This window comes from Variovorax sp. J2P1-31 (genome assembly GCF_030317215.1).
Taxonomy (GTDB): domain Bacteria; phylum Pseudomonadota; class Gammaproteobacteria; order Burkholderiales; family Burkholderiaceae_C; genus Variovorax.
In genome coordinates this window covers 104,113-130,082 of record NZ_JASZYA010000001.1, presented here as the reverse complement: position 1 = coordinate 130,082, position 25,970 = coordinate 104,113, and the positions used below count along the sequence as shown (strand labels likewise).

General features: G+C 70.7%; 31 protein-coding genes. 12 read left to right on the top strand and 19 right to left on the bottom strand.

The genetic code is table 11. The features are described from left to right. Position 1 precedes the first annotated feature (1 nt). The 11 genes from QTI20_RS00630 to QTI20_RS00580 all read left to right on the top strand — a co-directional run bounded on the left by QTI20_RS00630 (position 2) and on the right by QTI20_RS00580 (position 7,429). Positions 2–697, top strand: coding sequence for a cbb3-type cytochrome c oxidase subunit II (locus QTI20_RS00630; RefSeq protein WP_286550810.1), 696 nt, complete (start codon positions 2–4; stop codon positions 695–697). Beyond that, positions 672–1,283: a c-type cytochrome gene (locus QTI20_RS00625; protein ID WP_286550811.1), complete on the top strand. Its 612-nt coding sequence runs from the start codon at positions 672–674 to the stop codon at positions 1,281–1,283. The genes QTI20_RS00630 and QTI20_RS00625 overlap by 26 nt, the downstream gene beginning before the upstream one ends. Next, positions 1,280–1,900, top strand: coding sequence for an SCO family protein (locus QTI20_RS00620; RefSeq protein ID WP_286550812.1), 621 nt, complete (start codon positions 1,280–1,282; stop codon positions 1,898–1,900). Before QTI20_RS00625 ends, QTI20_RS00620 begins: the two co-directional genes overlap by 4 nt. Next, positions 1,897–2,505, top strand: coding sequence for a hypothetical protein (locus QTI20_RS00615; RefSeq protein ID WP_286550813.1), 609 nt, complete (start codon positions 1,897–1,899; stop codon positions 2,503–2,505). Before QTI20_RS00620 ends, QTI20_RS00615 begins: the two co-directional genes overlap by 4 nt. Next, a complete protein-coding gene (locus QTI20_RS00610) occupies positions 2,502–2,858 on the top strand; it encodes a CidA/LrgA family protein (RefSeq protein ID WP_286550814.1) in 357 nt (118 codons plus the stop codon). The genes QTI20_RS00615 and QTI20_RS00610 overlap by 4 nt, the downstream gene beginning before the upstream one ends. After that, positions 2,855–3,589, top strand: coding sequence for an LrgB family protein (locus QTI20_RS00605; protein WP_286550815.1), 735 nt, complete (start codon positions 2,855–2,857; stop codon positions 3,587–3,589). Before QTI20_RS00610 ends, QTI20_RS00605 begins: the two co-directional genes overlap by 4 nt. Positions 3,590–3,721: 132 nt before the next feature. Next, on the top strand, positions 3,722–4,462 hold the full coding sequence (locus QTI20_RS00600) for a c-type cytochrome (protein ID WP_286550816.1): 741 nt from the start codon (positions 3,722–3,724) through the stop codon (positions 4,460–4,462). Between the two features lie 10 nt (positions 4,463–4,472). Then, a complete protein-coding gene (locus tag QTI20_RS00595) occupies positions 4,473–5,741 on the top strand; it encodes a c-type cytochrome (protein ID WP_286550817.1) in 1,269 nt (422 codons plus the stop codon). A 74-nt stretch (positions 5,742–5,815) separates the two neighbouring features. Beyond that, positions 5,816–6,391 carry a nucleotidyltransferase domain-containing protein gene (locus QTI20_RS00590; protein ID WP_286550818.1) on the top strand — a complete coding sequence of 192 codons (576 nt, stop codon included), beginning with the start codon at positions 5,816–5,818 and terminating at the stop codon, positions 6,389–6,391. Continuing rightward, positions 6,375–6,851, top strand: coding sequence for a hypothetical protein (locus tag QTI20_RS00585; RefSeq protein WP_286550819.1), 477 nt, complete (start codon positions 6,375–6,377; stop codon positions 6,849–6,851). The genes QTI20_RS00590 and QTI20_RS00585 overlap by 17 nt, the downstream gene beginning before the upstream one ends. Continuing rightward, positions 6,848–7,429, top strand: coding sequence for a flavin reductase family protein (locus QTI20_RS00580; RefSeq protein WP_286550820.1), 582 nt, complete (start codon positions 6,848–6,850; stop codon positions 7,427–7,429). Before QTI20_RS00585 ends, QTI20_RS00580 begins: the two co-directional genes overlap by 4 nt. A gap of 7 nt (positions 7,430–7,436) precedes the next feature. On the opposite strand, the gene QTI20_RS00575 is transcribed toward QTI20_RS00580, so the two are convergent. The 19 genes from QTI20_RS00575 to QTI20_RS00485 form a co-directional block, all read right to left on the bottom strand. Next, entirely contained in the window at positions 7,437–7,820 is a 384-nt protein-coding gene (locus tag QTI20_RS00575; RefSeq protein ID WP_286550821.1) for a response regulator, read from the bottom strand. Between the two features lie 48 nt (positions 7,821–7,868). Next, complete coding sequence (locus QTI20_RS00570; protein WP_286550822.1) at positions 7,869–8,354, bottom strand: guanylate cyclase; 486 nt, start codon at positions 8,352–8,354, stop codon at positions 7,869–7,871. Positions 8,355–8,428: 74 nt separating this feature from the next. Continuing rightward, positions 8,429–8,794 (bottom strand): H-NS histone family protein, encoded by a 366-nt coding sequence (locus QTI20_RS00565; RefSeq protein WP_286550823.1) that lies wholly within the window; start codon positions 8,792–8,794, stop codon positions 8,429–8,431. An 88-nt stretch (positions 8,795–8,882) separates the two neighbouring features. After that, on the bottom strand, positions 8,883–9,680 hold the full coding sequence (locus tag QTI20_RS00560; RefSeq protein WP_286550824.1) for an SDR family oxidoreductase: 798 nt from the start codon (positions 9,678–9,680) through the stop codon (positions 8,883–8,885). A 7-nt stretch (positions 9,681–9,687) separates the two neighbouring features. Further along, a complete protein-coding gene (locus QTI20_RS00555) occupies positions 9,688–10,524 on the bottom strand; it encodes a fumarylacetoacetate hydrolase family protein (protein ID WP_286550825.1) in 837 nt (278 codons plus the stop codon). A gap of 259 nt (positions 10,525–10,783) precedes the next feature. Continuing rightward, positions 10,784–11,755 carry a Bug family tripartite tricarboxylate transporter substrate binding protein gene (locus QTI20_RS00550; protein ID WP_286550826.1) on the bottom strand — a complete coding sequence of 324 codons (972 nt, stop codon included), beginning with the start codon at positions 11,753–11,755 and terminating at the stop codon, positions 10,784–10,786. Positions 11,756–11,792: 37 nt separating this feature from the next. Beyond that, positions 11,793–13,157: a metal-dependent hydrolase family protein gene (locus QTI20_RS00545; RefSeq protein WP_286550827.1), complete on the bottom strand. Its 1,365-nt coding sequence runs from the start codon at positions 13,155–13,157 to the stop codon at positions 11,793–11,795. 5 nt (positions 13,158–13,162) lie between these two features. After that, positions 13,163–14,005, bottom strand: a complete 843-nt coding sequence (locus QTI20_RS00540; RefSeq protein ID WP_286550828.1) for an alpha/beta fold hydrolase — start codon at positions 14,003–14,005, stop codon at positions 13,163–13,165. A gap of 225 nt (positions 14,006–14,230) precedes the next feature. Further along, the gene (locus QTI20_RS00535; RefSeq protein ID WP_286550829.1) at positions 14,231–15,031 is read right to left on the bottom strand and encodes an IclR family transcriptional regulator; all 801 of its coding nucleotides are present in this window, start codon (positions 15,029–15,031) and stop codon (positions 14,231–14,233) included. A 162-nt stretch (positions 15,032–15,193) separates the two neighbouring features. Then, positions 15,194–15,799 (bottom strand): alkylhydroperoxidase domain protein, encoded by a 606-nt coding sequence (locus QTI20_RS00530; protein WP_286550830.1) that lies wholly within the window; start codon positions 15,797–15,799, stop codon positions 15,194–15,196. Positions 15,800–15,811: 12 nt separating this feature from the next. Next, positions 15,812–16,438: a CMD domain protein gene (locus QTI20_RS00525; RefSeq protein WP_286550831.1), complete on the bottom strand. Its 627-nt coding sequence runs from the start codon at positions 16,436–16,438 to the stop codon at positions 15,812–15,814. Further along, positions 16,435–17,484 (bottom strand): putative FMN-dependent luciferase-like monooxygenase, encoded by a 1,050-nt coding sequence (locus tag QTI20_RS00520; RefSeq protein ID WP_286550832.1) that lies wholly within the window; start codon positions 17,482–17,484, stop codon positions 16,435–16,437. Before QTI20_RS00520 ends, QTI20_RS00525 begins: the two co-directional genes overlap by 4 nt. Then, the gene (locus QTI20_RS00515; protein WP_286550833.1) at positions 17,438–19,111 is read right to left on the bottom strand and encodes a dipeptide ABC transporter ATP-binding protein; all 1,674 of its coding nucleotides are present in this window, start codon (positions 19,109–19,111) and stop codon (positions 17,438–17,440) included. The genes QTI20_RS00520 and QTI20_RS00515 overlap by 47 nt, the downstream gene beginning before the upstream one ends. After that, positions 19,108–20,049 carry an ABC transporter permease gene (locus tag QTI20_RS00510; RefSeq protein ID WP_286550834.1) on the bottom strand — a complete coding sequence of 314 codons (942 nt, stop codon included), beginning with the start codon at positions 20,047–20,049 and terminating at the stop codon, positions 19,108–19,110. The genes QTI20_RS00515 and QTI20_RS00510 overlap by 4 nt, the downstream gene beginning before the upstream one ends. A 4-nt stretch (positions 20,050–20,053) precedes the next feature. Next, a complete protein-coding gene (locus QTI20_RS00505) occupies positions 20,054–20,992 on the bottom strand; it encodes an ABC transporter permease (RefSeq protein WP_286550835.1) in 939 nt (312 codons plus the stop codon). Between the two features lie 8 nt (positions 20,993–21,000). Next, on the bottom strand, positions 21,001–22,617 hold the full coding sequence (locus QTI20_RS00500) for a TIGR04028 family ABC transporter substrate-binding protein (protein WP_286550836.1): 1,617 nt from the start codon (positions 22,615–22,617) through the stop codon (positions 21,001–21,003). Positions 22,618–22,846: 229 nt separating this feature from the next. Next, positions 22,847–23,656 carry a VOC family protein gene (locus QTI20_RS00495; protein WP_286550837.1) on the bottom strand — a complete coding sequence of 270 codons (810 nt, stop codon included), beginning with the start codon at positions 23,654–23,656 and terminating at the stop codon, positions 22,847–22,849. Between the two features lie 17 nt (positions 23,657–23,673). Then, positions 23,674–24,234, bottom strand: coding sequence for an OsmC family protein (locus tag QTI20_RS00490; RefSeq protein ID WP_286550838.1), 561 nt, complete (start codon positions 24,232–24,234; stop codon positions 23,674–23,676). Positions 24,235–24,416: 182 nt separating this feature from the next. Next, positions 24,417–24,659 carry a hypothetical protein gene (locus QTI20_RS00485; RefSeq protein WP_286550839.1) on the bottom strand — a complete coding sequence of 81 codons (243 nt, stop codon included), beginning with the start codon at positions 24,657–24,659 and terminating at the stop codon, positions 24,417–24,419. 479 nt (positions 24,660–25,138) lie between these two features. Between QTI20_RS00485 and QTI20_RS00480 the strand changes: the two genes are divergently transcribed. Continuing rightward, the gene (locus QTI20_RS00480; protein WP_286550840.1) at positions 25,139–25,954 is read left to right on the top strand and encodes an alpha/beta fold hydrolase; all 816 of its coding nucleotides are present in this window, start codon (positions 25,139–25,141) and stop codon (positions 25,952–25,954) included. Positions 25,955–25,970 lie beyond the last annotated feature (16 nt).

Below are 25,970 nucleotides of genomic sequence, written 5' to 3'. Positions count from 1 at the left end.
GATGGAAAACGAACTCAAGCTCGTCAGCGGGGCCATGGTCACGCTGTCCCTCGCCACCGCGGCCATGATCGTGGTGCCCTTCCTGCAGCTCAAGGACGACCCGGCGCCGCCGGCCCTGAAGCCCTACACCAGCCAGGAGCTGCGCGGCCGCGCGGTCTACATGGCCAACGGCTGCATCGCCTGCCACACGCAGCAGCCCAGCACCACCGGCGCCGGCATCGCCGACGCGCGCCGCGGCTGGGGCCGTGCCTCGGTGGCCGGCGACTACCACTACGACGCGCCGCCGCTGCTGGGCACCATGCGCACCGGGCCCGACCTGTTCAACATCGGCGTGCGCCAGCCCAGCGCCGACTGGCACCTGGGCCACCTGTTCCAGCCGCGCGCCTATGTGGCCGGCAGCAACATGCCGGCCTACCGCTTCCTGTTCGAGATCAAGAACGAGCAGACCGTGGCCAAGGGCGAACGCGTGGTCACGCTGCCGCCGGGCACGGTGTCGCTCAGCGAGATCGTGGTGGCGAAGCCCGAGGCGCTCGACCTCGTGGCCTACCTGCAGAGCCTGAAGCGCGAATACCCGGTGCTCACGCCGGCCCAGGCCGAGGCGGTGATCCGCCTGCTGCCGCCCGGACGCCAGACGGGCGCCGCCGACGCCCCCCACGAAGAACGGAAGACCGATGCCCCCGCCGCCGCAAAACCGTAAGAGCGAACACGACGACCCGCACGAGCAGTACAACCCGGTGCCGCATGTGGTGCTGGCCCTGGTCGGCGCGCTGATCGCCTGGGCGCTGGCCTACATCGTGATGGCGCGGCCCGACGGCCTGGCCGGCCTGGGCGACCAGCGCCAGCCGGCCACGCTGGCGCAGGGCGCGGCCGCGGCGCCGGGCGGGGCGGTCGATGGCCGCCAGCTCTTCGTCGCCAAGTGCCAGGCCTGCCACCAGGCCAACGGCCAGGGCCTGCCCGGCGTGTTCCCGCCGCTCGCGGGCGCATCGTGGGTGAAGGACGCGCCGGCGCTGCCGGTGCAGATCCTGCTGCACGGCCTGAACGGTCCGATCGAGGTCGCGGGCACCACCTACAACGGCGCCATGCCGGCCTTCGGCGAGCAGATGAACGACGCCGAACTCGCGGCCGTGCTGAGCTTCGTGCGCGGCGCATGGGGCAACGACAGCCCGCCGGTCACGGCCGACGCCGTGCAGGCCGCGCGCGCGGCCTCGGCCAGCCGCACCGAACCATGGAACGGCGTGAAGCAACTGCAGGACTTCCTGGCCAAGGCGGACGCCACGCCATGAGCGCCGCGCGCACGGCGCTCGCCACGCTGGCCGTCGCGGCGCTGGCGCTCGCGGCCTTCGCCGGCGTGACGCGCGGCTTCGCGGCCGTGACTTCCGACGGCGTGCGGCGCGCCGACATCGAACAAGCGCCGCGTGCGCTGCCGGACCTCGCCCTGGTCGACGGCGCGGGCCGCGGCCTGCAACTGAGCGACTACGCGGCCCCCAACGGCCCGATCACCTTCGTGACCCTGCAGTACCTGCGCTGCCAGACCGTGTGCCTGACCAGCGCCTCGGGCCAGTCCTGGCTGCAGTCGGAGATCCGGGCCCGCGGACTCGAAGGGCAGATGCGCCTGCTCACGCTGAGCTTCGACCCCGCCAACGACACGCCCGCGGTGCTGGCGGCACATGCGCGGCGGCTCGACGCCGACCCCGCGCTGTGGCGCTTCGCCACGGTCGCCGATCCGGCCCAGCTGGCACGCATGCTGTCGCTGTTCGGTGTCGTGGTGCTGCCCGACGGCCTGGGCGGCTACGCGCACAACGCAGCGCTGTTCGTGATCGACCGCCAGGGCCGGCTCGCGCAGGCCTACGACGTCGACCGGCCCGACCTCGCGCTGGCCGCGCAGCTGCGCACACCATGACACCCGCCACGCGTCGCACGCTGATCGCCTGCGCCCCGGCGCTGGCGATCGCCGCGCTCGCGCCCGCCCATCCCTGGCTGGAGCACACGATGGCGCGGCACATGGGGCTCGAGCTGCCGGCCCTGTTCCTGCTGGGCTGCACGCTGCCGCCGTGCAGCGGTGCGGCGCGCTCGCCGCGCTTCGCCGCCTGGAACGCGCACGGCCTGCCGGGCCTGCTGGCCGCGCTGTGCACCAGCGGCTTCTGGATGCTGCCGGCCGCGCTCGACCAGGCCGTGCTGCACGGGGGCATCGCGCTGGCCAAGGTCGCGAGCCTGGTGGCCGCGGGCGCCTGGGCGGCCTCCTCGTGGCCGCGCGCGGGCACGGTGCTGCAGGCCTTCTTCGTGCTCAACGGCTTCTGGATGATGCTGGCCGCGGGCCTGCTCTACCAGGAGGCGCCGCTGCAGCTGTGCGCCGTGTACCTGGCCGACCAGCAGCCCGCGGCCGGTCGCGCGCTGGTGCTCTGGGCCGTGGCGGGCCTGGCCGCGTGGCTGGCGCACCTGGCCCTCGTCTCGCGCGTGTTCGCGCAGGACGACGACGACACCTCGGCCGCGGCGGCCACGCCATGATCCAGGCCCTTGCCGCGCTGATCGGCCTCCAGCTGCTGGGCGAGATGCTGGTGGCGGGCTTCGGCCTGCCGCTGCCCGGCGCGCTGGTCGGTATGCTGCTGCTCTGTGCCGCGCTGGCCGTGATGGGCTACGTGCCGGCCGCGCTGGAGCGCACCGCCGGCTCGCTGCTGCGGCACATGATGCTGCTGTTCGTGCCCGCGGTGGCCGGCGTGATGCTGCACTTCGAGCGCGTGGCCCGCGAATGGCGACCCTTTCTCGCGGCCTGCGTGGTGGGCGCGATCGTCACGCTGGCCGTGACCGCGCTCGTGCTGCAGTGGCTGCTGCTGCGGCGCCGACCGGCGGACGACGCATGAGCGCCACCTGGCCCCCGGACTGGTCCCGGCTCGCCGCTTCGCCGCTGCCCTGGATCGGCCTGACGCTGGCGGCCTACCTGCTCGCGCAATGGCTCTACCGCCGCAGCGGCGGCCACCCGCTGCTGCTCCCGGTGTTCACCGCGGTCACGCTGGTGATCGGCGCGCTGTGGCTCAGCGGCACGCCCTACCCGGTCTATGCGCAGGGCACGCAGCTGCTGACCCTGCTGGTCGGCCCGGCCACGGTGGCGCTCGCGGTGCCGCTGTTCGGGCACCGGGCCCGGCTCCAGGCGATCTGGCGACCCCTGTGCATCGCCTTGGCGATCGGCGCCCTCACGGCCATCGCTTCGGCCGTGGGCGTGGCCTGGGCGCTGGGCGGCACGCGCGAAACGCTGATGTCGCTGGCGCCCAAGTCGGCCACCATGCCGATCGCGATGCCGGTGGCCGAACGCTTCGGCGGGCTGCCGGCGCTGGCCGCGGTGGCTGTGGCGCTCACCGGCATCGCCGGCACCGTCGTCTCGCGCCCGCTGCTCCACCTGCTGCGGGTGCACGACCCGGCCGCGCGCGGCTTCGCGATCGGGCTCTCGGCCCATGCCATCGGCATGGCGCGCGAACTGCAGGAGCACCCGGGCACCGGCGCCTTCGCCGCGCTGGCCATGGGGCTCAACGGCATCGCGACCGCGTTGCTGATGCCGCTGGCGGTCGTGTGTTTCCAGTGCATCGGCTGGCTGTAGGCCCCAACTGCTAGGGTCGAAGCGACCGCAACTGATGCTGTTCGGCCCCGGACCCAGCGCCGACAATCGGCCCTGTCCCCGCGCGCGCCCGAGTGCGTGCGGGCCCACGATCACGACGACAAGCGCCCCGATTTGAAGCTGCTGCACTCCTCCCGCCGCCTGCTGGCCCTGCTCGCACTCTGCGTCCTCCCCACGCTGGCCCCGGCGGCCGAACCCGCGGCGGCACCGCGCACCGTCCCCGACACCATCGCGCAGCGCGTGGCCGCCTGCATCGCCTGCCATGGCCGCGAAGGCGCGAGCAACAACGCGGCCTTCTTCCCTCGGCTGGCCGGCAAGCCCGAGGGCTACCTGTTCAATCAACTGGTGAGCTTCCGCGACGGCCGGCGCTTCAACTCGGACATGGTCCACCTGGTGCAGCACCTGTCAGACGACTACCTGCGCGAGATGGCCGCCTACTTCGCCGGGCTCGACCTGCCCTACCCCGCGGTCTCGCCCGTCAGCGACGCCTCGGCCGAGACGCTGGCGCGCGGCAAGACGCTGGCGCTGCAGGGCGACGCGGCGCGCGGCATTCCGGCCTGTACGCAATGCCACGGCGCGGCGCTCACCGGCGTGCTGCCCGGCATCCCGGCGCTGGTCGGCCTGCCGCGGCTCTACCTGTCCTCGCAGCTCGGCGCCTGGCTCACCGACGACCGCCACGCGCTCGCGCCCGACTGCATGGCCCAGGTCGGCCGCAAGCTGGACACCGCCGACATCAACGCCGTCGCGGCCTGGCTCGCGCTGCAGCCCGTGCCCGACCGCGCCAAGGCCGTGGCCGCGCTGCCCGGCCCGCTGCCCATGCCCTGCAGCGCCATGCCGGCCTCGGTGAAGAAGTGAGGGCGCGACCATGTTGAAACGCCTCCTCTACATCCTCGCCGGCCTGGTCGTGCTGCTGGTGCTCGGCACCGCGGCTTTGGTCGCACTCAACCTGCGCGGCGAAGACGCACTGCCCGCCGAAGCCGGCACCGCCTTCGAGGCCACGCCGGCCCAGGTCGACCGCGGCCGCTACCTCGCGCTGGCCGGCAACTGCGCGGGCTGCCACACGGTGCGCGGCGGCCAGCCCTACGCGGGCGGCCTGGGCATCGAAACGCCCTTCGGCACCGTCTACGCCAGCAACCTCACGCCCGACGCCCAGCAGGGCATCGGCAGCTGGAGCCCGGCGCACTTCTGGCGCGCGATGCACAACGGCCGCTCCAAGGACGGCCGCCTGCTCTACCCGGCCTTCCCCTACCCGAGCTTCACGCGCATCACGCGCGAGGATTCCGACGCGCTCTACGCCTACCTGCGCAGCGTGCCGGCCTCGGCCACGCCGAACGCGCCGCACCGGCTGCGCTTCCCCTACGACACGCAGGCCGCGCTGGCCGTGTGGCGCGCGCTCTCCTTCACGCCCGCGCCCTTCGTGCCCGACCCGGCGCAGCCGGCCGAATGGAACCGCGGCGCCTACCTGGTCGAAGGCCTGGGCCACTGCATCGCCTGCCACGGCACGCGCAACGTGCTGGGCGCCACCGAAGAAAAACGCGGCCTGTCGGGCGGCCTGATCCCGATCGAGAACTGGTACGCGCCCTCGCTCACCTCGAAGCGCGAAGCCTCGGTGGCCGACTGGGAGACGCGCCACGTGGTGGCGCTGCTGAAGAACGGCACCGCGCCCGGCGGCTCGGTGATGGGCCCGATGGCCGACGTGGTCTTCCGCAGCACGCAACACCTGAGCGAGGCCGACCTCACGGCCATGGCGCTCTACCTGCAGAAGCTGCCCGACGCCACCGCGCCGGCACCCGCGCCGCAGCGGCGCGACGTCGGCACGATGGAACGCGGCGCGCGCATCTACGACCAGCGCTGCGCCTACTGCCACGGCGACGCGGGCCAGGGCGCGGCCGGCGCCTACCCGCCGCTGGCCGGCAGCCGCGCGGTCAACATGGACACCCCCGCCAACCTGATCCAGGTGGTGCGCCACGGCGGCTTCCTGCCCGCCACGGCCGGCAACCCTCGCCCCTACGGCATGCCGCCCTTCGGCCACGTGCTCGACGACAACGACATCGCGGCCGTGCTGACCTATGTGCGCGGCAGCTGGGGCAACGACGCGCCGGCGGTGTCGCAGCGGGACACGATGCGGCGCTGAGCGCGAATGCATATCCCCATTGAAAGGCCATTTATCCCTAAAATAGGGATAAATAGCCTTCATTCAGGGATTCAATGGGTTCCGTCGACTTTCTCTTCACACCCACCGTGCAGCGCGTGCTCGGCACGACGCTGAGCCATCCGGAACGCTCATTCACGCTCCAGGAACTGCTGCGTCAGGCCGACGCGGGCCGCGGCAGCGCCCAGAAGCAGATCGACCGGCTGGTCGATGCCGGCGTGCTCATGGAAGAGCCCCGCCGAGGTCGGCAGCGAAGCATCCGCGCCAACACCGCGTTCTTCCTGTACCCGGAATTGCGCAGCATCGCGCTGAAGACCTTCGGCCTGATCGAACCTGTGCGCGAGGCGCTGCAAGCCCACGCGGATCGCATCGACGAGGCCTTCATCTTCGGCTCGGTGGTGAAAGGCACGGACACCGCGACGAGCGACATCGACGTCATGATCGTGGGCACGGTGCCCCCGCTCGAGTTGTTCGAAGCCTCCAGCCGGTTGCAGCAGAAACTCGGACGTGTGGTGCAATTCAATGTCTATGAACCGCAGGAATGGCGCCACCTGGTGAAGGAAGATCCGGTGGTATCCCAGATCGTCCAGGGTCCCAGACTCGAGGTGATACCGCATGCCCAGACCGACTGAATACGAGAACCTCATCCGGACCCGCGCGCTCGAGGCTGTGCAACCCACGCCCGGCGCGGTGGCTGGCTTCCTGAAGAATGCGGAGAGCTTCCTGGCCTTGTCGAAATCGCTGCTGGCCGGCACGCCGCTGGCCACCGAACCGATGCAGGTCTTCACGAATGCCTACGAGGGTTATCACCAGTTGGTGCAGGCCGTTCTCGAATTTCGCGAAGTACGCACCAAGGAGGCAGGCCGCGCGCTGGCGATCCAGCGCGTCAGCGCCGACTTGAAGCTGCTGCCCGCGGAGATGGATGCGGTCATTCGCGCGCACGAGCGGCGCAACGCGACCTCGTACCGCTCGCCGTTTCCGCCCTTGTCCAAAGCCGACGCCGCGACGATGTGCGGCATCCTGGAGCGATATCTGCCCGCAGCCAGAGCGCTCACTGGCGTCGCGAACGTGCCCGTCGACCCCTCCCCATGAAACACCCCATCGCCCCCGTCCCCCTCGACAAAGCCTACCGCCTGCTCAACCACGGCCCGACGGTGCTGGTGTCCGCCCGCCACGACGGTGTGGACAACGTGATGGCCGCGGCCTGGGCCTGCGCGCTGGACTTCGCACCGCCCAAGCTCACCGTCGTGCTGGACAAGGCGACCAAGACCCGTGAACTGGTCGAGGGCAGCGGCACTTTCGTGATCCAGGTGCCGACGGTCGCGCAGCTGACGCTGACCCACACGCTGGGCACGCGCAGCCTGCACGAGGCGGCCGACAAGCTCGAGCGCTCGGGCGTGCAGCTGTTCCGCATGCCCGGCAGCGACCTGCCGTTCGTCGACGGTTGCGCGGCCTGGCTGCAATGCCGGCTGATCGCGGAGCCGCACAACCAGCAGGCCTACGACCTGTTCATCGGCGAGGTGGTGGCCGCCTGGTCCGACACGCGGGTGTTCCGCGACGGCCACTGGCATTTCGAGACGGCCGATCCGGCCTTGCGCAGCCTGCACTACATCGCGGGCGGGCACTTCCTGGCGATCGGGGAGACGCTGACGGTCCCCACGGCGCCCTAGCAGCGGCTCAGCGCGCCGCGTGCGCCTGCGGCTGCAGGCAGAAGGCGAAGAAGGCGTCGAGCTCGGTCGACTTGTCGAACACCGCGTCGGCGCCCAGCGCCAGGCTGCGGTGGCGGATGCTCGGGGTCGGGTAATTGGTCAGCACCACCGCATGCTGGCCGGGCGCGCGGTTCTGCAGCTGGCGCAGCACGCCCAGGCCCGAACCCTCCTTGAGGAACAGATCGACCACCGCCAGCTGCCAGGCCTCCGGATGGCGCGCGAGCCAGGTGTTGGCGTCGTGCTCACCCTCGGCGATGCCCACCACCTCGGCGTGGGCCAGATCCTCCAGCGTCGGGACGAGGTTGTCCCGGATGGTCTGGTTGTCCTCGACAAGAAAGATCTTGAGTGTCATGGCCGGCTTGGGACGCCGCGCAGGACGCGGCCTTCAGGCGTGTACCGCTCACGCGGCGGGACGCTCCAGAAAAGCCGGCAGGCCCGCGGCCACGCGCTGCAGGAAGGCGAGCTCCCGTTCCGGCAGGTCGCAGGGCACGGTGTCGAGATGGCACAGCGTGCCGAACAGGGTGCCGCCCTCGGCCACCAGCGGAATCGCGTGGTACGACACCACCACGCCCTGGTAGGGATGGCCGTCGAGCCGATGGTCGAAGGCCGAGTTCTCGGTCTGGAAGACGCCGTCGCGGAACACGAACTGGCAGAAGCTGTCCTGCAAGGACACCTCGGCCAGGAAACCGGGCTGCACCGCGCCGGTCTTGTCGATCAGGTGCACGCATTGCAGCATCTCGCCGTTCAGGCGGTAGATCGCGGTGTAGCGGTGCGCCACCCGCTCGTTGAGTCGCAGCAGCAAGGCGCGCAGCCCCTCGCTCGAGGCGACGTCCATCAAGGCATCGATGGCGGTGTCGGGATCAGGATCGGGGTCGGCGGAAACCATGCGGCAATGTAGCAGCGCGGGCGCCCACCCCGTGCAGGCCAACTGCCCGACCGGAGCGAAGCACGCGCCAACAATCAGGCGAGGAGCTCTTCCGGCGTCTTGCCGGCTTCCAGTGCCGCCTTGAACCAGACGGGACGCGGACCGCGGCCGCCCCAGGTGTGGCCCTGGTCGTCCTTGTACTTGGCGGCGGCGGGCGAGGCCTTGGCCTTCGCCCGGGTCTTCGCTGCGGCCTTGGGAGCGCGCTGGCCGGCGCTTTTCCGGGCCGTTCCCGCGCGCGGGGGCTGGCCCGAGAAATCGAAATCGTCCGCGCCGAAGCCGTACACGCTGATCGCTTCCTGGATCCGGGCGCGCACGCCGTCGGCTTCCTTCTTTCGCAGCTGATCGGCCTGCTTTTGCAGTTGCTCGATCTGTTTTTGCACCTGAACGAATGTTTTTGCCATCGAAAAATTGAACCTTGACACAGAAGAAGGCGGAGCATACGCCACCGAATCGGACCGGCCCGACCGTGCCGGTCCGCCCTCTTTTCCGTCAAAGCGTCCCGCGAAAGGCGCCGCCGTCGAGCAGGATGTTCTGCCCCGTGAGGTAGCCGGCCTGCGCGCCGCAGAGGAAGGCGCAGGCGGCGCCGAACTCCTCGGGCCGGCCGGCGCGGCGCGCGGGAATGGTGGCGTGCTTGTCCTGCGTGTACTGCGCGACCGACTGTCCGGACCGCTCGGCCGCCGCGTGCGCGAGCCGGGCCATGCGAGCGGTGTCGAACAGGCCGGGCAGCAGGTTGTTGACCGTCACGTTGGCCGCCGCCAGTTCGCTCGAGCGCGCCAGCCCGCCCACGAAACCGGTGAGTCCGCTGCGTGCGCCGTTGGACAGGCCCAGCATCTCGATCGGCGCCTTGACCGCGCTGGAGGTGATGTTGACGATGCGGCCGAAGCCGCGCGCCACCATGCCGTCGACGTAGGCGCGCATCAGCGCGATCGGCGCCAGCATGTTGGCCTCGAGCGCGCCGATCCAGTCGTCCCGGTCCCAGGCCCGGAAATCGCCGGGCGGCGGCCCGCCGCCGTTGTTGACCAGGATGTCGACCTCGCCGCGCACCGCCCGCACGGCATCGCGGCCCGCCTCGGTGCCGATGTCGGCGGCGACGGTCTGGACGCAGGTGCCGGTCGGCAGCCGCGGGTCGTGCGCCAGCGCCGCGGCCGCCGCGGCCAGGGCCTCGGCGCCGCGCGCCACCAGCAGCACATGCACGCCCTCGCGCGCCAGCGCGCCCGCACAGGCCAGCCCGAGGCCCTGGCTGCCGCCGCAGACCAGCGCCCAGCGGCCCTGGATGCCCAGGTCCATGCCGCGGCTACTCCTGCGCCACCAGGTTGACCAGCGTGCCCAGCTTCGAGACCTCGACCTCGATGCGGTCGCCGGGCTTCATCCAGATCGGCGGCTCGTGGCGCGCGCCCACGCCGCCCGGCGTGCCGGTGACGATCACGTCGCCGGGCCGCAGCGTGGTGAAGCTCGAGATGTAGGCGATCTGCGAGGGGATGTCGAACAGCAGCATGTCGGTGGTGGCGTGCTGCATCACCTTGCCGTTGAGGCGGGTCTCCAGCGTCAGCACCTCGCCGTCGGCGATCTCGCCGCGCGTGACCATCCAGGGGCCGAAGCCGCCGGTGCCGCTGAAGTTCTTGCCCGGCGTCCACTGCGTGGTGTGGCGCTGCCAGGCGCGGACCGAGCCGTCGTTGTAGGGCGCGTAGCCCGCGATGTGGGTCCAGGCATCGGCCTCGGCGATGCGGCGCCCGCCGCGGCCGATCACGATCGCGATCTCGCCTTCGTAGTCGAGCTGTTCCGATTCGGGCGGCCGCAGCATCGGCTGGCCGTGGCCGATCTGCGAATCGGCCACGCGCATGAACACCGTCGGGTGGCCGACACGCTCGCGCTTCATCTCGACGCGATGCTCCTCGTAGTTGACGCCGATGCAGAAGATCTTGCCGGGCTCGGGAATCACCGGCAGCCAGCGCACGGCCGACAACGGCACGCCGGTCTGCAGCGCGAGGCCGGCTTCGCTCTGTGGCAGGGCCTCGGCGGCGATCGCATCCTTGAGCGTGGGCAGGGCCGGCGTGGCCAGCGGGACGACGATGTCGCCGACCACCGCGCCCCAGCTGGCGCGGCCGTCGAGTTCATAACTTGCGAATTTCATGGGTGATGCTCAGGGGTGGAAAAAAACGAGAGATGAGGGCACCGGGCCAGGCCGGATCGACGCCATGGCCGCGGGTGATCGAGGCATCCAGGGCGTCGTCCTGGCATCGGGAGCGGACCACCGGACGCAGAAGATGCAGAGGTTTCGCAGAAGAAAGCCAAAAAGAAGATTTCCCTTCTTCGACTTCTTTCGCGTCTTCTGCGCCGTCTCCGCGTCCTCTGCGTTCGGAAGTTCGTTCCCGCATGCCGTCAGGCGGCCTTCAGTTGACGGAGATGTTGCGTTCGGCGATCAGCTTCTGCCAGTGGCCGCGCTCGTCGACGATCACCTTCTGCATGGCCTCGGGCGTGCTCGGCGTGATGTTGGCGCCGCGCTCGCGGATCGGCACGCCGACCTCGTCGGACTGCAGCGCGCGCACCAGCTGGTCGTGCAATCGGGTCGCCACGTCCTTGGGCAGGCCGCGCGGCGCGATGAAGCCGAACCAGATCTGGTCGACCATGCCGGGCACGACCTTGCTGATCGGCGGGATGTCGGGGGCCTGTGGCGACACGGCCGCGCTGGTGACGCCGATCGCGCGCAGCTTGCCCGACTGGATCAGCGGCAGCGCCAGCGGCAGGTTCTCGAAGGCCATCTGGATGTTGCCGCCCATCAGGTCCTGCATCACCGCCCCGCTGCCCTTGTAGGGCACATGGGTCAGCGTGACGCCGGTGCTGCGCTGGAGCATCTCGCCGTTGAGGTGCGCGCTCGAGCCGGTGCCCATGGAGCCGAAGTTCACGTTGGGTGTCTTCTTCAGGTAGGCCACCAGGTCGTCGAGGTTCTTCACCGGCAGGTCGCGGTTGACCACCAGCACGTTGGGCAGCGTCACGGCCAGGGTGAGCGGCAGCACGTCCTTGAGCGTGTCGACCTTCATGTCCTTGTAGAGCCAGGGATTGACCGTGAGCACGCTGGCGGGCACCAGGCCGATGGTGGCGCCGTCGGGCGTGGCATGGGCGATCGCCTGCAGGCCCAGCACGCCGTTGGCGCCGGGCTTGTTCTCGACGATGACCGGCACGCCCATGTTCTGCGCCAGCACCTTGCCGGTGAGGCGCGCGACGATGTCGGCCAGGCCGCCCGGCGGATAGGGCACGACGATGGTGATGCGGCTGGGGTCGGCGGCCAGGGCGCTGCCGGCGAGCACGAGGCCCGCGAGCCCGGCGAGGGCCAGGCAGGCGCGGCGGTGGATCTTCTTCAACATGGGTCTTGTCTCCTGTGGTTCTTGTGGGGAATCTCTGTCAGGGGTGCGCGAGCGCCTGGGTCACGGTGGACTGGTAGAGCTCGCGTTCGGAGATCTGCAGCGAACGCTCCCAGGGCCAGCGGTGGATGGGTTTCTGCGGCGTCAGGTCGACCGGCCGGCCGCCCTGGAAGATCGCGCTGAAGCGGGTCTTGTCCTGCAGGATGCGGATGTCGGCCAGCGGGTCGCCGTCGACCACCAGGAAGTCGGCCAGCCGGCCCTTCTGCAGCGTGCCGAGGTTGGCCGCATCGACCGTGACCGCCGCATTGCGCGTGGCGCAGGTGATGGCCTGCAGCGGGCTCATCCCCAGCAGGTCGACGAAGAGCTCGAGCTCGCGCGCATGCCACTCGCCGTAGGGCGTGACGGCAAAGCCGGTGTCGGTGCCGCACATCATCTGCACGCCGTTGCGCCAGGCGTAGTCGAGGTTGGTCACGGCCAGGTCGAGGTCGCGCCGGAAGCGGTCGAGGCGGCCCTGCGAGCAGCCCGCGATGTGACCCCATTGCGCCACGTTGGCCACGAAGGTCAGCGTGGGGCAGCAGGGGATGCCGCTTGCGGCCAGCTTGTCGGCCTGGCGCCGGTCCATGAAGTCGGCGTGCATGATCCAGTCGATGCCCGCGTCCACGCAGTCCTCCACCGACTGGCCGCTGCGCGCATGCGCGGTCACGCGGCGGCCGAGGCGGTGCGCCTCGTCGACGATCACCTTGAGCTCTTCGGCGCGGAAGGCCGGCACGCTGCCGCCGCCCGGCGTGAGCGTGGCCGATTCGCCGCTGGCCGCGATCTTGATGAAGTCGACGCCGTTCTTGATCTGCTCGCGCACCTCGTTGACCATGTGGCTCGCGCCTTCGGTGAGCACGCCCACGCCCGAGCGCGGCGAGCCCACCCACGAGGGGAAATAGTCGGTCAACGCGGCATGCGTGCTGAGGTAGCGCGCGGCGGCCGAGATGCGCGGCCCCGGGAACAGCCCGGCCTTGACCGCGTCGCGCACCGCGACCGCCACGTACCAGCCGCCGCCCGGGTCGCTGCACGAAGTCACGCCCGCCTGCAGTACGGTCTGTGCGTGGTACATGGCGCGGATCGAGCGGTACTCGGCCGAGCCGAACAGGTCCTGCTCCTCGATGCCGCGCGCCACGCCGTAGCTGATGTGGCAGTGGGCGTCGATCAGGCCCGGCATCACGGTCTTGCCGGCGGCATCGAAGGCGATCACCGCACCCGGCGGCAGCGGCCGGCCCGGGCCCTCGCCGGCCTCGATGTCGGTGATGCGATCGCCGCTCAATTCCATCCAGTGCAGCGGCTGCGGCGCGTCGCCCGTGCCGTCGATCAGCCGGCCGCCGGTCAGGTAGCGCTTGGTGTCTGCGGAGCCCGTCACGGCATTCACTTCCACTGCAGCCCGGCGGCCTGGTGCGTGGCGCCCTGCCCCGCGAGGAAGTCCAGCAGCACGCGGTTGAACAGCTCGGGCTTCTCGTAGTAGGCGGTGTGGGCCGCGCCGGCCAGCAGCGCCAAGCGGCTGCGCGGCAGCATGGCACGGGCCTTCTCGCCGACCGCGGGCGGCACGGTCTTGTCCTCCTCGCCCCAGACCAGCAGCACCGGGAAGTCGGTGCCGGCCAGCGCTTCGCCCACCACGTCGCGGTCCAGGTCGGCGGCGATGTAGCGGCCCAGCGTGGCGAAGGACTCGGCGGCGCCGGCCGAGTTGTTGATGCGCCATTCCTCTTCCTGCATCTCGGCCGTGACCAGCGCCTGGTCGTGGATCACGCGCGCCAGCTTGGTCGCCACGCCGTCGCGCGTCTGGTTGTTGGCGCCGGCCTGGATGCGGCCACGCGCCTCGTCGCCGATCGGCACCAGGCCCATGCTGCCCACCAGCGCGATGCCGTCGATGCGCGCCGGGTGGGCCACCGCGTAGGCCGCCACCACATGGCCGCCCAGCGAGGTGCCGACGATGGTCGCGCGATCGATCTTCTGCGCGTCGAGGAATTGGCCGAGGAAGTCGCGGTAGGCGGGCACCGAGCAGGCGACCTCGGCGCCCTTCGATGCATAGCCATGGCCCGGCAGGTCCAGCGCATAGACGTGGTAGCCCGCAGCCGCGATGGCGTCGATGTTGCGCACCCAGCGGTCGGCACGGCCGCCGGTGCCGTGCACGAAGACCACCGCGCGCTCGCCCTGGCCGGCCTCCAGGACGCGGGTGTGGAGGCCTTGGACGGAGAAGGGATAACTGATCACGTTGCTTCCTTGAAAAGTGAACTTGAAGACCATCTATTCACTTAATGAATAGTCTATTCACTAATCGTACGAGCCAATGGCCGGCGGCTGCATCAGGGAGTTCACCTAGGACCGGGGCAGGCCGCGAGACGCGCGAACGCGCGCCGGCGTCAGGGTCGCCAGAAGATCAGGAGGAAGGAAATGAATGGCCCTGCGCAGCCAGTGGGTGCGCAGGGCGGCCCGTGCCTAGCCGGCCGTGTCGAGCCGCGCCGCCGCGCGGCGCAGTTGCTCCACCGCGTGCATCAGCGCGAGGCCCGCTTCATGGCGCACCTCGGGATCGGCCAGCGCGGCCGAGGGCGAGGTGCAGTTGAGCACGTAGGGCGTGCCGCCCGGCGCGCTCGGCAGCGGCACCGCCACCGTGCTCAGGCCCGGGAAGAAGACGTCGATGTTGGTGATGAAGCCGGTCTTGCGGTAGTCGGCGATCGCCTTCAGCGCGCCCTTCTCGTGCTTCCTGTAGAGCGCGGCGTCGGCCGCCTTGCACTCGTGCAGTGCCTGCGCGCGCGCCGCGTCGTCGAGCCCGGCCAGGTAGGCCCAGCCAGTGCCGCTGTTCATGATCGGCACCTCGGAGCCGACCCGCACGTTGACGTTGAGCACCGCGTTCGGCGCCTCGTAGCGCTGCAGGTAGAGCATCGAGGTGCGCTCGCGCGTCGACAGGCTGGCGCCGCCGTGGAAGCGCGTGGCCACGTCCTGCAGCAGCGGGCGCGCGAGCTCGGCCAACTCGAGCGTGTCGAGGGCCGCGTAGCCCAGCGTGAGGATCGACAGGCCCGGGCGGAAGCGCGAGCCGTCGCGGTCGGCGATCAGGTAGCCGCCGTGCTCGAGCGTCTTGCACAGCCGCCAGACGGTGGGCTGGGGCAGCCCCGTCATGCGCGCGATGTCCGAGCTGCCGAGGCGCTCGCGCCCGAGGTCGAAACAGCGCAGCACCTCGAGCCCCCGCAGCAGGCCCGTCACCAGCGGCTGGCCCTTCTGCTCCTTCGTACCTTCACTCATCCTTGACTCTCGCTCTCCACAGATTCCGTGCGTTCGCTGCCCTGCCCTCGGCGGCGCGGACGGGAACGTCCGCCGGACACGGGCCGCAGACCGCGAGGGTGCTGCGAGCATAGCGCCGGCGCGGCGGATGGAGGCGGTGCGCGTGAAGGGACGCGGTCGGCCTCAGGCGGCCGGCGCCTGCGGCTCGCCCAGCGACAGCATGAGCCGGTTGGCCCAGTTGAAGAAGGCGGCGCCGTGGATCACGTCGGAGACCGCGAGGTCGTCCAGCCCCACGGCCCGCAGCGCCTCGACGTGGGTTGCGTCGAAGGAGACGGGCGTTGCCGACAGCGCCACCGACGCCGCCACGATCGCGTCCCAGCGCGGGTCCAGCGCCGCGCCCACGCCTTCGTCGAGCAGGCGCTGGATGTCGGCCGAGCGCGGCGAGAAATGCGTGGCGAAGCGCGCATGCACCGAGGCGCAGTAGATGCAGCCGTTGTAGCGCGAGGTGGCCGCGGCCGCCAGTTCGCGCTCGGCGCGCGGCAGGCCGGCCTCGGGGTTGTAGAAGATGTCCTTGTCGGTGCGGGTGCGCGCGCCGAGGATGTCCGGGTCGCGCGCCAGCAGCATGAAGTACGGCGACTTGGCGCGCGAGGCATCGACCAGGCCCGCCAGGTGGCGATCGGTCAGTTCTTCCTGCGGCAGCGGTTCGAGCCAGGGCAGCCATTCGAGCTGCGCCTGCGTGAAGGCGCTGGGCGGGACATTGCCGGGATGCGAGAGGGTCTGGGTGCTCATGGGGAAGTCTGTTCAGGCGATGGCCAGGGAAGGTTGCGTGGCCAGCGCGCGCAGGCCCGCGATCACGCGGATCTGGAAGCTCAGGAAGGACACCAGCTGCGACAGCGTGACGATCTCGGTGGTCGACCAGCCTGCGTCCAGCAGCGCCTGCAGCCAGGCCGCCTCGGCATCGCGCGGATGGAACACCAGCCGGTGCGCATGCGCCAAGGCAGCGGCGAGCCGCGTGCCGAGCACGGCGCGACGGGCGGCGCTTGCAGCGTACAGCGGACCGGGCGCGTTCTCGGCGCTCAGCGGGCCCACCGGGTAGCTGCCGTAGGGGCCACGGCCCGCGCCGGCTTCGGCCTCGGCGCTCACGGCATCGAACAGCGCGGTGGGCGCGCCCGCCAGCAGCAGCGCGCTCGCATGGAAGGCAACCAGTTCGACCTGGCCGTGCAGACCGGCCACGAAGACCGCGAGCGCATGGCGCTCGGCGGCGGTGAAGGTCGAGGCCGCGAGATCGGCGGGCTCGAACAGCGCGATGTGGCTTTGCTGCGCGTGCAGGCGGGCCTGCTGGCGCTGGGCGCGGATCGCGTCGAGCGCGTCGCCGGGCTGGATGCCGACCAGTTGGTCGATCACGTCCGGAAGGGAGGAGACAGTCATGCGATGGCCTGGAGAGGTGCGTGGGAAGAAAGGGTTTTCGTCGACGGCCCGGCCCAGCCGAGCGCGGGCGCGACCTCGGTGGCGATGAGCTCGATCGAACGCAGGATGTGGCGGTGCGGCGGGTCCACCGAGTGCACCTGGCACACCAGGTCGGTCACCTGCGCCAAGGTACGGTCGGCGCGCAGCGAGGCGATCACCTCGTCGGGCGTGCCCACGTGCACGTCCTGGCGCGCGATCAGCTGGTCGAGCGTGAAGGGCAGGCCCGCGAGCGCCGGATCGCTCTGGCGCGCCAGGCTGCGGCGCAGGCCCTCCTCGGCCAGCCGGCGCGCGAGCGCACGGTCGTCGGCCACGAAGACCGAGCGCGAGCCCACGATGCGCGGCGCGCGGCCCGCGGGCAGCGCGGCCAGGTAGGCCTCGATGATCGGCAGCTGGATCTCGGCCAGCGTGGCCTGCGGCGCATCGGCCGGCCGGGGCTGGGTGCGCGAGAGCATCAGGCCGTCGCCGGCCAGGCCCGCGCGCGCGCCGCCGGCGACCGAGAAGCTGGCCTGCCAGACGCGGTCGGGCAGCTGCGCCGAAACCGGGTACAGCCGGTCGCCGCCTTGCAGCGGCCGGCCGGCCCAGGCCTCGCGCACCTGTGCGAGGTGGCTGGCGAACACCGCCGCGCGCTGCTCGCTCTGCTGGCCGAAGGCGGTGAAGGACGAAGGCGTGCCGCCGGTGCCCACGCCGAACTCCAGCCGCCCGCCGGCGATCAGGTCGAGCACCACCGCATCCTCGGCCACGCGCACCGGGTTCTCCAGCGGCAGCGTGACGATGCCGGTGCCGAGCCGGATGCGCTGCGTGCGCGCCGCCACCGAAGCGAGAAAGACCAGCGGCGACGGCAGGCCGCCCTCGGCCTCGTGGAAGTGGTGCTGCGCGACCCAGGCCGAATCGAAGCCCAGGGCTTCGGCGTGGAGGATCTGTTCGGTGACGAGGCGGTAGCGCTCGGCGGCGGTGGCGTCGTCAAGAAGCCGGCTGAAGAAGCCCAGGCGCTGGATGTTGGGAAACAAGATCGGAATTCCTTTTGCCGGGGATGGCGTCGATGAGTTCGCGCGTGTAGGCGCTGTGCGGCCAGAGGAAGACGTCTTCCACGCGGCCGGCATCGACCTGCCGCCCGTTCTGCAGCACCGACACGGTGTCCGCGATCTGGCGCACCACCGCGAGGTCGTGCGAAATGAAGAGATAGGTCAGGCCGAGTTCGCCCTGCAGCTGGTCGAGCAGCCGCAGGATCTGCGCCTGCACGGTCACGTCGAGCGCCGACACGGCCTCGTCCAGCACCAGCACCCGCGGCTCGAGCACCAGCGCGCGCGCAATGGCCACGCGCTGGCGCTGCCCGCCCGACAGCGCATGCGGCCGGCGCTGCAGCACCGCGGGCGGCAGGCCGACGCGCGCGAGGATGTGCTCGACGCGGCGCGTGCGCTCGGCCGGCTCCAGCGGCTCGAAGTTGCGCAGCGGCTCCTCGATGATCTGGAAGATGGTCTGGCGCGGGTCCAGCGAGCTGAAGGGATTCTGGTGGACCAGCTGGATCTTGCGGCGGAACTGGCGCAGCGCCTCGCCGCGCAGGGTCGTGAGCTCGGTGCCCTCGATCAGGATGCGGCCGCTGGTCGGCTGGCGGAAGCCCACCACGTCGCGGATGGTGGTGGTCTTGCCCGAGCCCGACTCGCCCACGATCGCATGGGTGGTGCCGCGCCGCACGCGGAAGGACACGTCGTCGACCGCGCGGAAGCGCGTGCCGCCCTTGCCGCCCACGGCGAAGTCGTGCACCAGGTGCTCGACCACGATGGCGAAGTCGTCTTCCGCGGTTGCCGCCGGCGCGCGCTCCGGCCGGAAGTCCGCCATCGCCAGCGAAGGCGCATCGGCCAGCAGCTGGCGCGTGTAGGGGCTGCTCGGCTTGCGCAGCAGCTCGGCCGTGGGGCCCTGCTCCTGGATGCGGCCGCCCTGCAGCACCACGATGCGGCTCGCGCGGTCGGTGGCCACGCCCAGGTCGTGCGTCACCAGCAGCACGGCGGTGCCGTAGGCCAGGCGCAGCTCGTCGATCAGGTCGAGGATGCGCTTCTGCACCGTCACGTCGAGCGCGCTGGTGGGCTCGTCGGCAATGATCAGCGCGGGCTGCAGGGCGATCGCGATCGCGATCAGCACGCGCTGCTTCATGCCACCCGAGAGTTCGTGCGGGTACTGGCGCGCGCGCAGCTCGGGCTGCGAGAGGCCGACGCGGGCCAGCAGCTCGACCACGCGGGCGTCGATCTCGCGCCGCGCCACGCGGCGGTGGATGCGCAGGATCTCGGCCACCTGCTCGCCCACGGTGCGCACCGGGTTCAGCGAGCTGGTCGGGTCCTGCGGGATCAGGCTCACGACCGCGCCGCGGATGCTGTCGAAGCGCTTCTGCGACCAGTTCGCGACGTCGACGCCGTTGAGCCGGATCGCACCGGCCTCGCGCTGGCCGTTCTCGGGCAGCAGGCCGATCACCGCCTGCGCGGTGGTGGTCTTGCCCGAGCCCGACTCGCCCACCAGCGCGACGATCTCGCCGGGATGAATCGCGAAGGACACGTCGTGCACCACGCGCTGCAGCACGTCCTGGTCGCGGTAGCCGATCGCCAGCCCTTCGACCTCGAGCACCGGCGCCACAGTCGCGCTCATCGGCGCGCCTTCGACACCGCCACGCTGATGCGGTTGGCCGACAGCACCACGGCCACCACGACCAGGCCCGGCACGGTGGTGAGCCACCAGCCGGTCGAGATGTAGTTGCGGCCCTCGGCGATCAGCAGGCCCCATTCGGGCGTGGGCGGCGGCGCGCCGTAGCCCAGGAAACCCAGCGTGGAGATCGACAGGATGGCGGTGCCGAACTGCAGCGCGGCCATGGCCGCGACCGAGGTCATCGAGTTGGGCAGCACATGGCGCCAGAGCACGCTGCGGAAGCTGCCACCGCTGCCGAAGGCGGCCTCGACGTATTCGGCGCGGCGCACCCGCACCACCTCCGAGCGCACCAGCCGCGCGAAGCCCGCCACCGAAGCGACGCCGACCGCCAGCGCGGCGTTCAGCGTGCCGAAGCCCAGGATGATGATGATGCTCAGCGAGAGCAGCAGCGAGGGCACGGCCAGCAGCACGTCGACCACGCGCATCAGCGCGTCCTCCAGCAACCCGCCGACCGAGCCCGCGAGCACGCCGATGGCGGTGCCCAGCAGCAGGCCCACGGTCACGGCCAGGAAGGCGCCCGACAGCGAATGCACCGCGCCGTGCACCACGCGCGCATAGAGGTCGCGGCCCAGGCCGTCGGTGCCCAGCAGGTGGGTGGTGCTCGGTGCCAGCAGGTGCTGGCCCGAAGTGCCCTGCACCGGGTTGTAGCCCGAGAACAGGCCCGGTGCCACGGCCCACAGCGTGACGGTGGCGATCACCAGCCAGGCGAGCAGCAGGCCGGGTTGGGCGCGGCGCAGCGCCTGCCACCCCTTGCGCCATGCGGGCGTGGTCCTGGCCGGAACGGCGGCGGGGGCCGGGGCCGTCGCCGGCGGGTTGACGGCGGCCGCGGCGCGCGGTGCGGCCGTGGAGGCCAGCGAATCGATCTCTAGCGTGAGGCTCATGGTGTCAGTGGCCCAGTTGGACGCGCAGGCGCGGGTCGAGCACCGGATACAGCAGGTCGACCACGAGGTTGATGAGGACGAAGGCCGCGGCGGAGATCACGACGATGGCCTGCAGCACCGCCGTGTCCTGGTTGCCCACCGCCTGCTGCGTGAGGCTGCCCAGGCCGTTGAGGCCGAACACCGCTTCGGTCACCACCGCGCCGGCCAGCAGCTCGCCGAACAGGATGCCCGCGATGGTCAGCGTCGGCAGCACGGCGTTGCGCGCGACGTGCTTCCAGAGCACCCAGTTGCGCGTCGCGCCCTTGGCCCGCGCCACGGTCACGAAGGGCTGGGTGAGCACCTGGTCGATGTTGCGCATCAGGATCTGCGCCAGCGGCGCGGAGATCGGGATCGCCAGCGTGAGCGTGGGCAGCACCAGCCCTTCCCACTTGCCGGGATTGATCACCGGGATCAGGCCGAGCCGGAACGAGAAGACCTGGATCAGCATGATGCCCAGCCAGAACACCGGCACCGAGACGAACAGCGAGGGCAGCGACTGGATCGCCGCGCGCAGCCAGGCGAAGCGCGTGAGGTTCGACAGGAAGGCCAGGCCCACCGCCAGCAGCAGCGCCACGCCGAAGCCGAAGCTCGCGAGCCGCAGCGTGGGCGGCAGGTTGACCGCCAGGCCCTGGCTCACCGGCACGCCGGCCTGCATCGAGTAGCCGAAGTTGCCGCCCAGGAAATTCCACAGCGTGTGGACGTAGCGCTCCCACACCGGGTTGTCGGCGCCATAAGCGGCGCGGATGTCGGCGATCTCGCTGGGCCCCAGCCCCAGTTCGGGGTTGAGGAACTTGATCAGCACCGCATCCCCGGGCAGGGCCTGCAGCAGCACGAAGGACGCGGTGAACGCGGCCCACAGCACCACCAAGGCCTGCGCGACGCGGCTCCAGAGGTACTTGCTCATTCAGCGGCTCAGTGCGCGGCCAGCCAGGCGGAATAGAAGCTCGGGCGGCCGACGGCCTCGTAGCCCACGTCCTTGACCCAGGGCGCGCCGGCGAAGGCCTGCGGCTCTTCGAAGATCGGGATCACGTAGGCCTGGTCGATCAGGTAGTTCTGCACCTCGCCGACCAGCGCCAGCCGTTGGGCTGGGTCGACCTCACTGGCGATGCCTTCGAGCAGCGCGTTGAGCTTGGCGTCCTGGAAGCTCTTGACCTTGTCGCTCACGCCGCCCTTCTGCAGCAGCACGTTGCGGTTGGTCGGGTAGTACTGGCTCTTGATCACGTCGGGATCGGCGCGGCCCACCATGGTCGGCAGCACCGCGGTCTTGGCCGGGTCGAGGTTGTCGAGGGTGGTGGTGCCCGCATCGCCCGTGAGCACGTTGAGCTTGACGCCGATCTTGGCCCACTGCTGCGCCACCAGCTGCAGCGTCGCCTTGTTCTGTGGCTGGGGCAGCGCCTCGTAGGCCCGCAGCGCCAGCTCCTGGCCGTCCTTGGTCCGCGCGCCGTTGGCGCCCACGGTCCAGCCGGCCTCGTCGAGCAGCTGCTTGGCCTTGGCCTCGTCGTAGCCCAGCTTGGCCGACAGGTCCAGGTAGCCGGCCGCGGTGGCCGCGATCACCGAGGTGGCCTGCGGATAGTTCGGGGAGAACAGGGTCTCGACGATTTCCTTGGTGTTGGTCGCATGCAGCAGCGCCTGGCGCACGCGCACGTCGGCCACCAGCGGGTTGTCCGGTCGGAAGTTGATGCTGTTGTTCACGCCGCGCGTCGAGGGCGCGTAGATCGCGAAGCCCTGGTCCTTCACGCGCTTCTCGTCGTAGGCCTGCACCTGGCGGATGAAGCCGGCCTGCCCCGCCACCAGCGCGCCGATGCGCACGCTGTCCTCGGGCGTCACGATGACCTTGATCTCGTCGAGCCGCGCGCGGCCCTGGTGCGCGAGCGTGCTCGGGCCCCAGGCGTAGTCCTTGCGCGCCGCGAGCACCAGCTCCTTGCCCAGCGTCTCGCTGGCGACGACGAAGGGGCCGGAGCCGATGATCTTGGTCGCGTCGCCCAGCTCCTCGAAGGGGCGGGCCAGCGTGCTCAGCGACACCAGGCCCGAGCCGATCACCGAGGTGCCCTGCAGGAAGCCCGGCGAGGGCTTCTTGAAGTAGAACTTGACCGTGCGCGCGTCGATCACTTCGCTGCGGTCGTAGTTGTTGATGGCTTCGGACACCGGCTGCTTGAGCGCCTTGTTGCCCTTGCCGAAGGTGTCGAAGTTCTTCGCCACCGCGGTCGCGTCCAGCGGCGTGCCGTCGGAGAAGCTCACGCCTTCGCGCAGCTTGAAGGTGTACTCGGTGACCGCGTCGTTGACCGTCCACGATTCCGCGATCCAGGGCTCGACCTTGAGCGTCTTCGGGTCCTGGTACGTGAGCTTGTCGGTGATCTGGTTGAGGATGCCGCCGTTGGGATAGAAGCCGCCCGCGGGGGGGTACAGGTTGGTGTGCGCCTGCTGCTCGAGGTAGACCAGCGTGCCGCCGGTCACGGGGGCCGAGGGGTTGGCGGCGGCCGCGGCGGCCGGCGCATCGGCGGTCTTGGAGCAGGCGGCGACCAGCGCCATCAGAGCCGCGACGGCGACGGCCGCAGCCGCGCGCTCAAACCTTCTGGAAAACACGATCACGAAGTACTTTCGATGGGGAGGAAGAAGAGCCCGGCGGCGCGCGAACGCGCTTCGCCGGCTTTGGAAATCGTAGTCAGGCGCCTGTGCTTTGGGCACCGATTAAGTAGCATCTTTATGCGGTCACCGAATAAGCGATGCCCGCGCCGCCGCCCGAACCGCGGTGCGGAATTCAGTCGCGGTTCACGGCCGGCGCCGGCGTGCCCGCGCGTTCGAATTCGATGCGCGCGCCGTGGCTGCGCACCCGCTCGAGCGCGCCGAGCGGCTGCGTGGCATCCGCGGTGCGCAGCACCAGCGCATAAGGACCTTCGACCTGGCCTTCGACAGCTTCACGCGCGGTGGACAGCACCAGCGCGCTGCTGCCGAAGGCGATCACCGCCAGCCGCAGGCCCTGCCCCGGCAGCGGCACGGGCTGCCCGATCGCGACGTGGGCGCCGTTGCCGAACAACGCGCGGTAGCGTGCCAGCGATGCGTCGAGGTCGTGCACCGCGACCGCCAGGCTGGCCACGCCGAGCGCGCCGTTGGGATGCACGCGCGCGCCGCCCTCGGGCACGCGCAAGGCGCGCGGCGTGACGTCGCCGCAGAGGAAGGGCAGGTCGGTCGACGGCGGCCGCGCGGTCTGCCAGTGCAGCCGTTCGCCATCGGGGCGCAGGCGGCCGCCTTCGAGCGGGCCGTCGAGCACCAGGCCGCGCTGGCCGGCCTGCGTCACCGTGTCGGCCACGCTGCGTGGCAGCAGCGCGAAGTCGATGATGCCCTCGCCATGGCGCTGCAGCAGTTGCCACCAGCGTTCCTGCGGCGCGGGCTGCTTCCAGGCGATGAGTTCGAAATAGCTGCCGTCGGCGAACACCACCAGCGCGTTGTGCGTCGAGCGGCCGGGATGGTCGCCGCCGCGCTGCACGTTGAAGCCCAGCGCCGTGTAGTCGGCGATGGTGGTGTCGAGGTCGTGGACGGCGATGACGATGTGGTCGAGCGTGAGGGACATGGCGGCGCAGCTCCTGCTCAGGCCGCGAGGCGGGTGTCGGCCTGCGTGGCCAGGGAATCGGTCAGCTTGACCTCGGCCCGGATCGTTTGCGGATTGCGCAGCAGGTTCAGGATCGGGCAGTTGCGCTCGACCGCCTCGAACAGCGCATCGATGTCGGCCCGGCTGGCGGGCGAATCGATGTGCACCATGTAGGCGATCTGGTGCGGCCAGATCGGCGTCTCTTCATGGCCCGGCTTGCCGCCGCGCGGATCGATGATGCCGGTCACCTCGACCTCGAGGCTCTCCAGCGGCACCTGCCGTTCGGCCGCCTGGATCAGGAAGATGTGGGTCACGCAGGTGCCCAGCACGCCGAGCTGCAGCTCGGGCGAGCTCGGGCCCAGGTTGTAGCCCGCGAAATCGGGCGGGCTGTCGCTGATCACCTGGTGGTCGCGGATGCGCAGGCGGCGCACGCCGCTGCGGCCTTCGGCCCGCACGGTGGCCTTCAGATGCGCCGGCTGCGCGGTGCCGGCCTCGATGGCGGCTCTGCGCGCCAGCACGGCCGCGCGTTTCTCGGCCAGGTAGTCGTTGAGATGGCTCATGGTTCTTTCTTCGTTCCAGGGACGGCGCCCGGCGGACCTGCCGGGACGGCATGCGCCCTGGCGCCGGGGCAGCGGAAGCCCGGATTCTTCGCGCCGGCGGCGCGACAGGGAACGAAGAAAAAGAAGCTGGCTTGCTCGGAATCCGCATATCGCGGCGGCAAGGCGCAGGCTTGGGCGCGCCCTCAGCCCACGCCGAGGCGCTTGCGCGAGCCGGCCCTTCGGGGAAAGAGCCGCAGCATCTGGAGGCCGGTGCGCGTGATGGAGGTCACGGTGGCGGTGGGGTTCATCCAGCCGGCGGGCGTGCGAACCGCCTTCGCGATGTCGGCCTCCACATGGCCCGCGATCACCAGGATGTGGATCGCATCGACGTCCTCCCCACCCTTGATCGTCACGGGAAAGTTCGTCTCGGAGAGGGACTGGAGCATGGAGATCGACATAGGGAACCTGTCACGGCGAGTTGGTTTTTCTTTTCGAGCGCGCGGCGCGTGACGATGCGGGCCGTGCGGATGCCTTGTCGCCAACGGTCGACCTTCCGGGCGCCGCTTCGACGCAACACGGATGACGGATCTCACAGATCGCCCCTCTCCACTTCTTCCGCCTTCGTCATGAAGGCAGCGGAACTCCGGAGCGGCGATCAGCTCGGCGCGGCTTCGTAAGCAATTGTGACGCATGCCGTTCGATCGCGGCACGCCGTCTTGCGTGACCCGACGCCGGCGCCCCATGCCGGAGCTCACGCCACAAGCTCGCATTCGTTCGACGTTCATGTGCTCTCGGAATGCCAGCCTCCGTATCGGGCGTGAGGCGGAGTCACAGGGTTTTCCCGGACTTGTGTGGGCCTCACCCGGTTCATAAACTCCATTCGTTCCATTAAACAAAATAACATTCCGATAAACGGAATATATAGATGAACCCCTTCTTGCCTCGTCCAGGCAATTTCATCGCGAGCGACGGCGCCCTCCTGTGTTTCCTGGAGCGGCCGGCGCGCACGCCCGCAGCGGGCACGGCCGTGCTCCTGCCCTCGCTGTTCTTCGGCGCGTCGATGTTCGAAGAAGTGGCCGCGCAGTTGCCACCGCAGTGGCGCGTGGTCTGTCCGGACCACCGAGGCCAGGGCGCCAGCGAATCCGGCCTGCGCGCGCCCACCATGGGTCAACTCGCTGCCGACACCGAGGCCCTGATCCAGGCGCTGGGCGATGGCCCGGTGCACTTGGTCGGCAGTTCGATGGGCGGCTATGTGGCGATGGAACTCGCCGTCCGCCGGCCCGACCTGTTGCGTTCGTGCGTGCTCTCCTGCTGCACCGCCGAGGCCGAGCAACAGCCCGAGCGCTTCGCCGCACTCGAGGCCGCGCTACGCGCCCAGGGGCCGGCCGCGCTCGTCGACGGCCTGGTCCAGACCATGTTCGGCAGCCATTTCATCGAAGCCGCCAGCCCGGCGCTGGCGCACTGGCGCCAGCACTTCGCAGCGCTCGACGCGCGCATTCCGGATGCAGTGCACGAAGTCTTCGCCCGCAACAGCCACGTCGACAGCCTGTCGCGCCTGACCATGCCGGTGCTGCTGTTCAGCGGCGCGCTGGACCGCGCCAAAAAGCCCGCCGACATGCAGTTCATCGCCGACCGCGTGCCGGGCAGCCGCCACATCGTGCTGGAAGCCTCCGGCCACACGCCCCCTATCGAACAGCCCGGCCGTTTCGCCGAGGCGCTGGCCGCCTTCTGGGCCGCCTGACCCCTTTCCGTCATTT

Coding starts and splice junctions, on each gene's coding strand:
- QTI20_RS00630 (WP_286550810.1), top strand. CDS start 2: ATGGAAAACGAACTCAAGCTCGTCAGCGGGGCCATGGTCACGCTGTCC.
- QTI20_RS00625 (WP_286550811.1), top strand. CDS start 672: ATGCCCCCGCCGCCGCAAAACCGTAAGAGCGAACACGACGACCCGCAC.
- QTI20_RS00620 (WP_286550812.1), top strand. CDS start 1,280: ATGAGCGCCGCGCGCACGGCGCTCGCCACGCTGGCCGTCGCGGCGCTG.
- QTI20_RS00615 (WP_286550813.1), top strand. CDS start 1,897: ATGACACCCGCCACGCGTCGCACGCTGATCGCCTGCGCCCCGGCGCTG.
- QTI20_RS00610 (WP_286550814.1), top strand. CDS start 2,502: ATGATCCAGGCCCTTGCCGCGCTGATCGGCCTCCAGCTGCTGGGCGAG.
- QTI20_RS00605 (WP_286550815.1), top strand. CDS start 2,855: ATGAGCGCCACCTGGCCCCCGGACTGGTCCCGGCTCGCCGCTTCGCCG.
- QTI20_RS00595 (WP_286550817.1), top strand. CDS start 4,473: ATGTTGAAACGCCTCCTCTACATCCTCGCCGGCCTGGTCGTGCTGCTG.
- QTI20_RS00590 (WP_286550818.1), top strand. CDS start 5,816: ATGGGTTCCGTCGACTTTCTCTTCACACCCACCGTGCAGCGCGTGCTC.
- QTI20_RS00585 (WP_286550819.1), top strand. CDS start 6,375: ATGCCCAGACCGACTGAATACGAGAACCTCATCCGGACCCGCGCGCTC.
- QTI20_RS00580 (WP_286550820.1), top strand. CDS start 6,848: ATGAAACACCCCATCGCCCCCGTCCCCCTCGACAAAGCCTACCGCCTG.
- QTI20_RS00575 (WP_286550821.1), bottom strand. CDS start 7,820: ATGACACTCAAGATCTTTCTTGTCGAGGACAACCAGACCATCCGGGAC.
- QTI20_RS00570 (WP_286550822.1), bottom strand. CDS start 8,354: ATGGTTTCCGCCGACCCCGATCCTGATCCCGACACCGCCATCGATGCC.
- QTI20_RS00565 (WP_286550823.1), bottom strand. CDS start 8,794: ATGGCAAAAACATTCGTTCAGGTGCAAAAACAGATCGAGCAACTGCAA.
- QTI20_RS00560 (WP_286550824.1), bottom strand. CDS start 9,680: ATGGACCTGGGCATCCAGGGCCGCTGGGCGCTGGTCTGCGGCGGCAGC.
- QTI20_RS00555 (WP_286550825.1), bottom strand. CDS start 10,524: ATGAAATTCGCAAGTTATGAACTCGACGGCCGCGCCAGCTGGGGCGCG.
- QTI20_RS00550 (WP_286550826.1), bottom strand. CDS start 11,755: ATGTTGAAGAAGATCCACCGCCGCGCCTGCCTGGCCCTCGCCGGGCTC.
- QTI20_RS00535 (WP_286550829.1), bottom strand. CDS start 15,031: ATGAGTGAAGGTACGAAGGAGCAGAAGGGCCAGCCGCTGGTGACGGGC.
- QTI20_RS00530 (WP_286550830.1), bottom strand. CDS start 15,799: ATGAGCACCCAGACCCTCTCGCATCCCGGCAATGTCCCGCCCAGCGCC.
- QTI20_RS00525 (WP_286550831.1), bottom strand. CDS start 16,438: ATGACTGTCTCCTCCCTTCCGGACGTGATCGACCAACTGGTCGGCATC.
- QTI20_RS00515 (WP_286550833.1), bottom strand. CDS start 19,111: ATGAGCGCGACTGTGGCGCCGGTGCTCGAGGTCGAAGGGCTGGCGATC.
- QTI20_RS00510 (WP_286550834.1), bottom strand. CDS start 20,049: ATGAGCCTCACGCTAGAGATCGATTCGCTGGCCTCCACGGCCGCACCG.
- QTI20_RS00505 (WP_286550835.1), bottom strand. CDS start 20,992: ATGAGCAAGTACCTCTGGAGCCGCGTCGCGCAGGCCTTGGTGGTGCTG.
- QTI20_RS00500 (WP_286550836.1), bottom strand. CDS start 22,617: ATGGCGCTGGTCGCCGCCTGCTCCAAGACCGCCGATGCGCCGGCCGCC.
- QTI20_RS00495 (WP_286550837.1), bottom strand. CDS start 23,656: ATGTCCCTCACGCTCGACCACATCGTCATCGCCGTCCACGACCTCGAC.
- QTI20_RS00490 (WP_286550838.1), bottom strand. CDS start 24,234: ATGAGCCATCTCAACGACTACCTGGCCGAGAAACGCGCGGCCGTGCTG.
- QTI20_RS00485 (WP_286550839.1), bottom strand. CDS start 24,659: ATGCTCCAGTCCCTCTCCGAGACGAACTTTCCCGTGACGATCAAGGGT.
- QTI20_RS00480 (WP_286550840.1), top strand. CDS start 25,139: ATGAACCCCTTCTTGCCTCGTCCAGGCAATTTCATCGCGAGCGACGGC.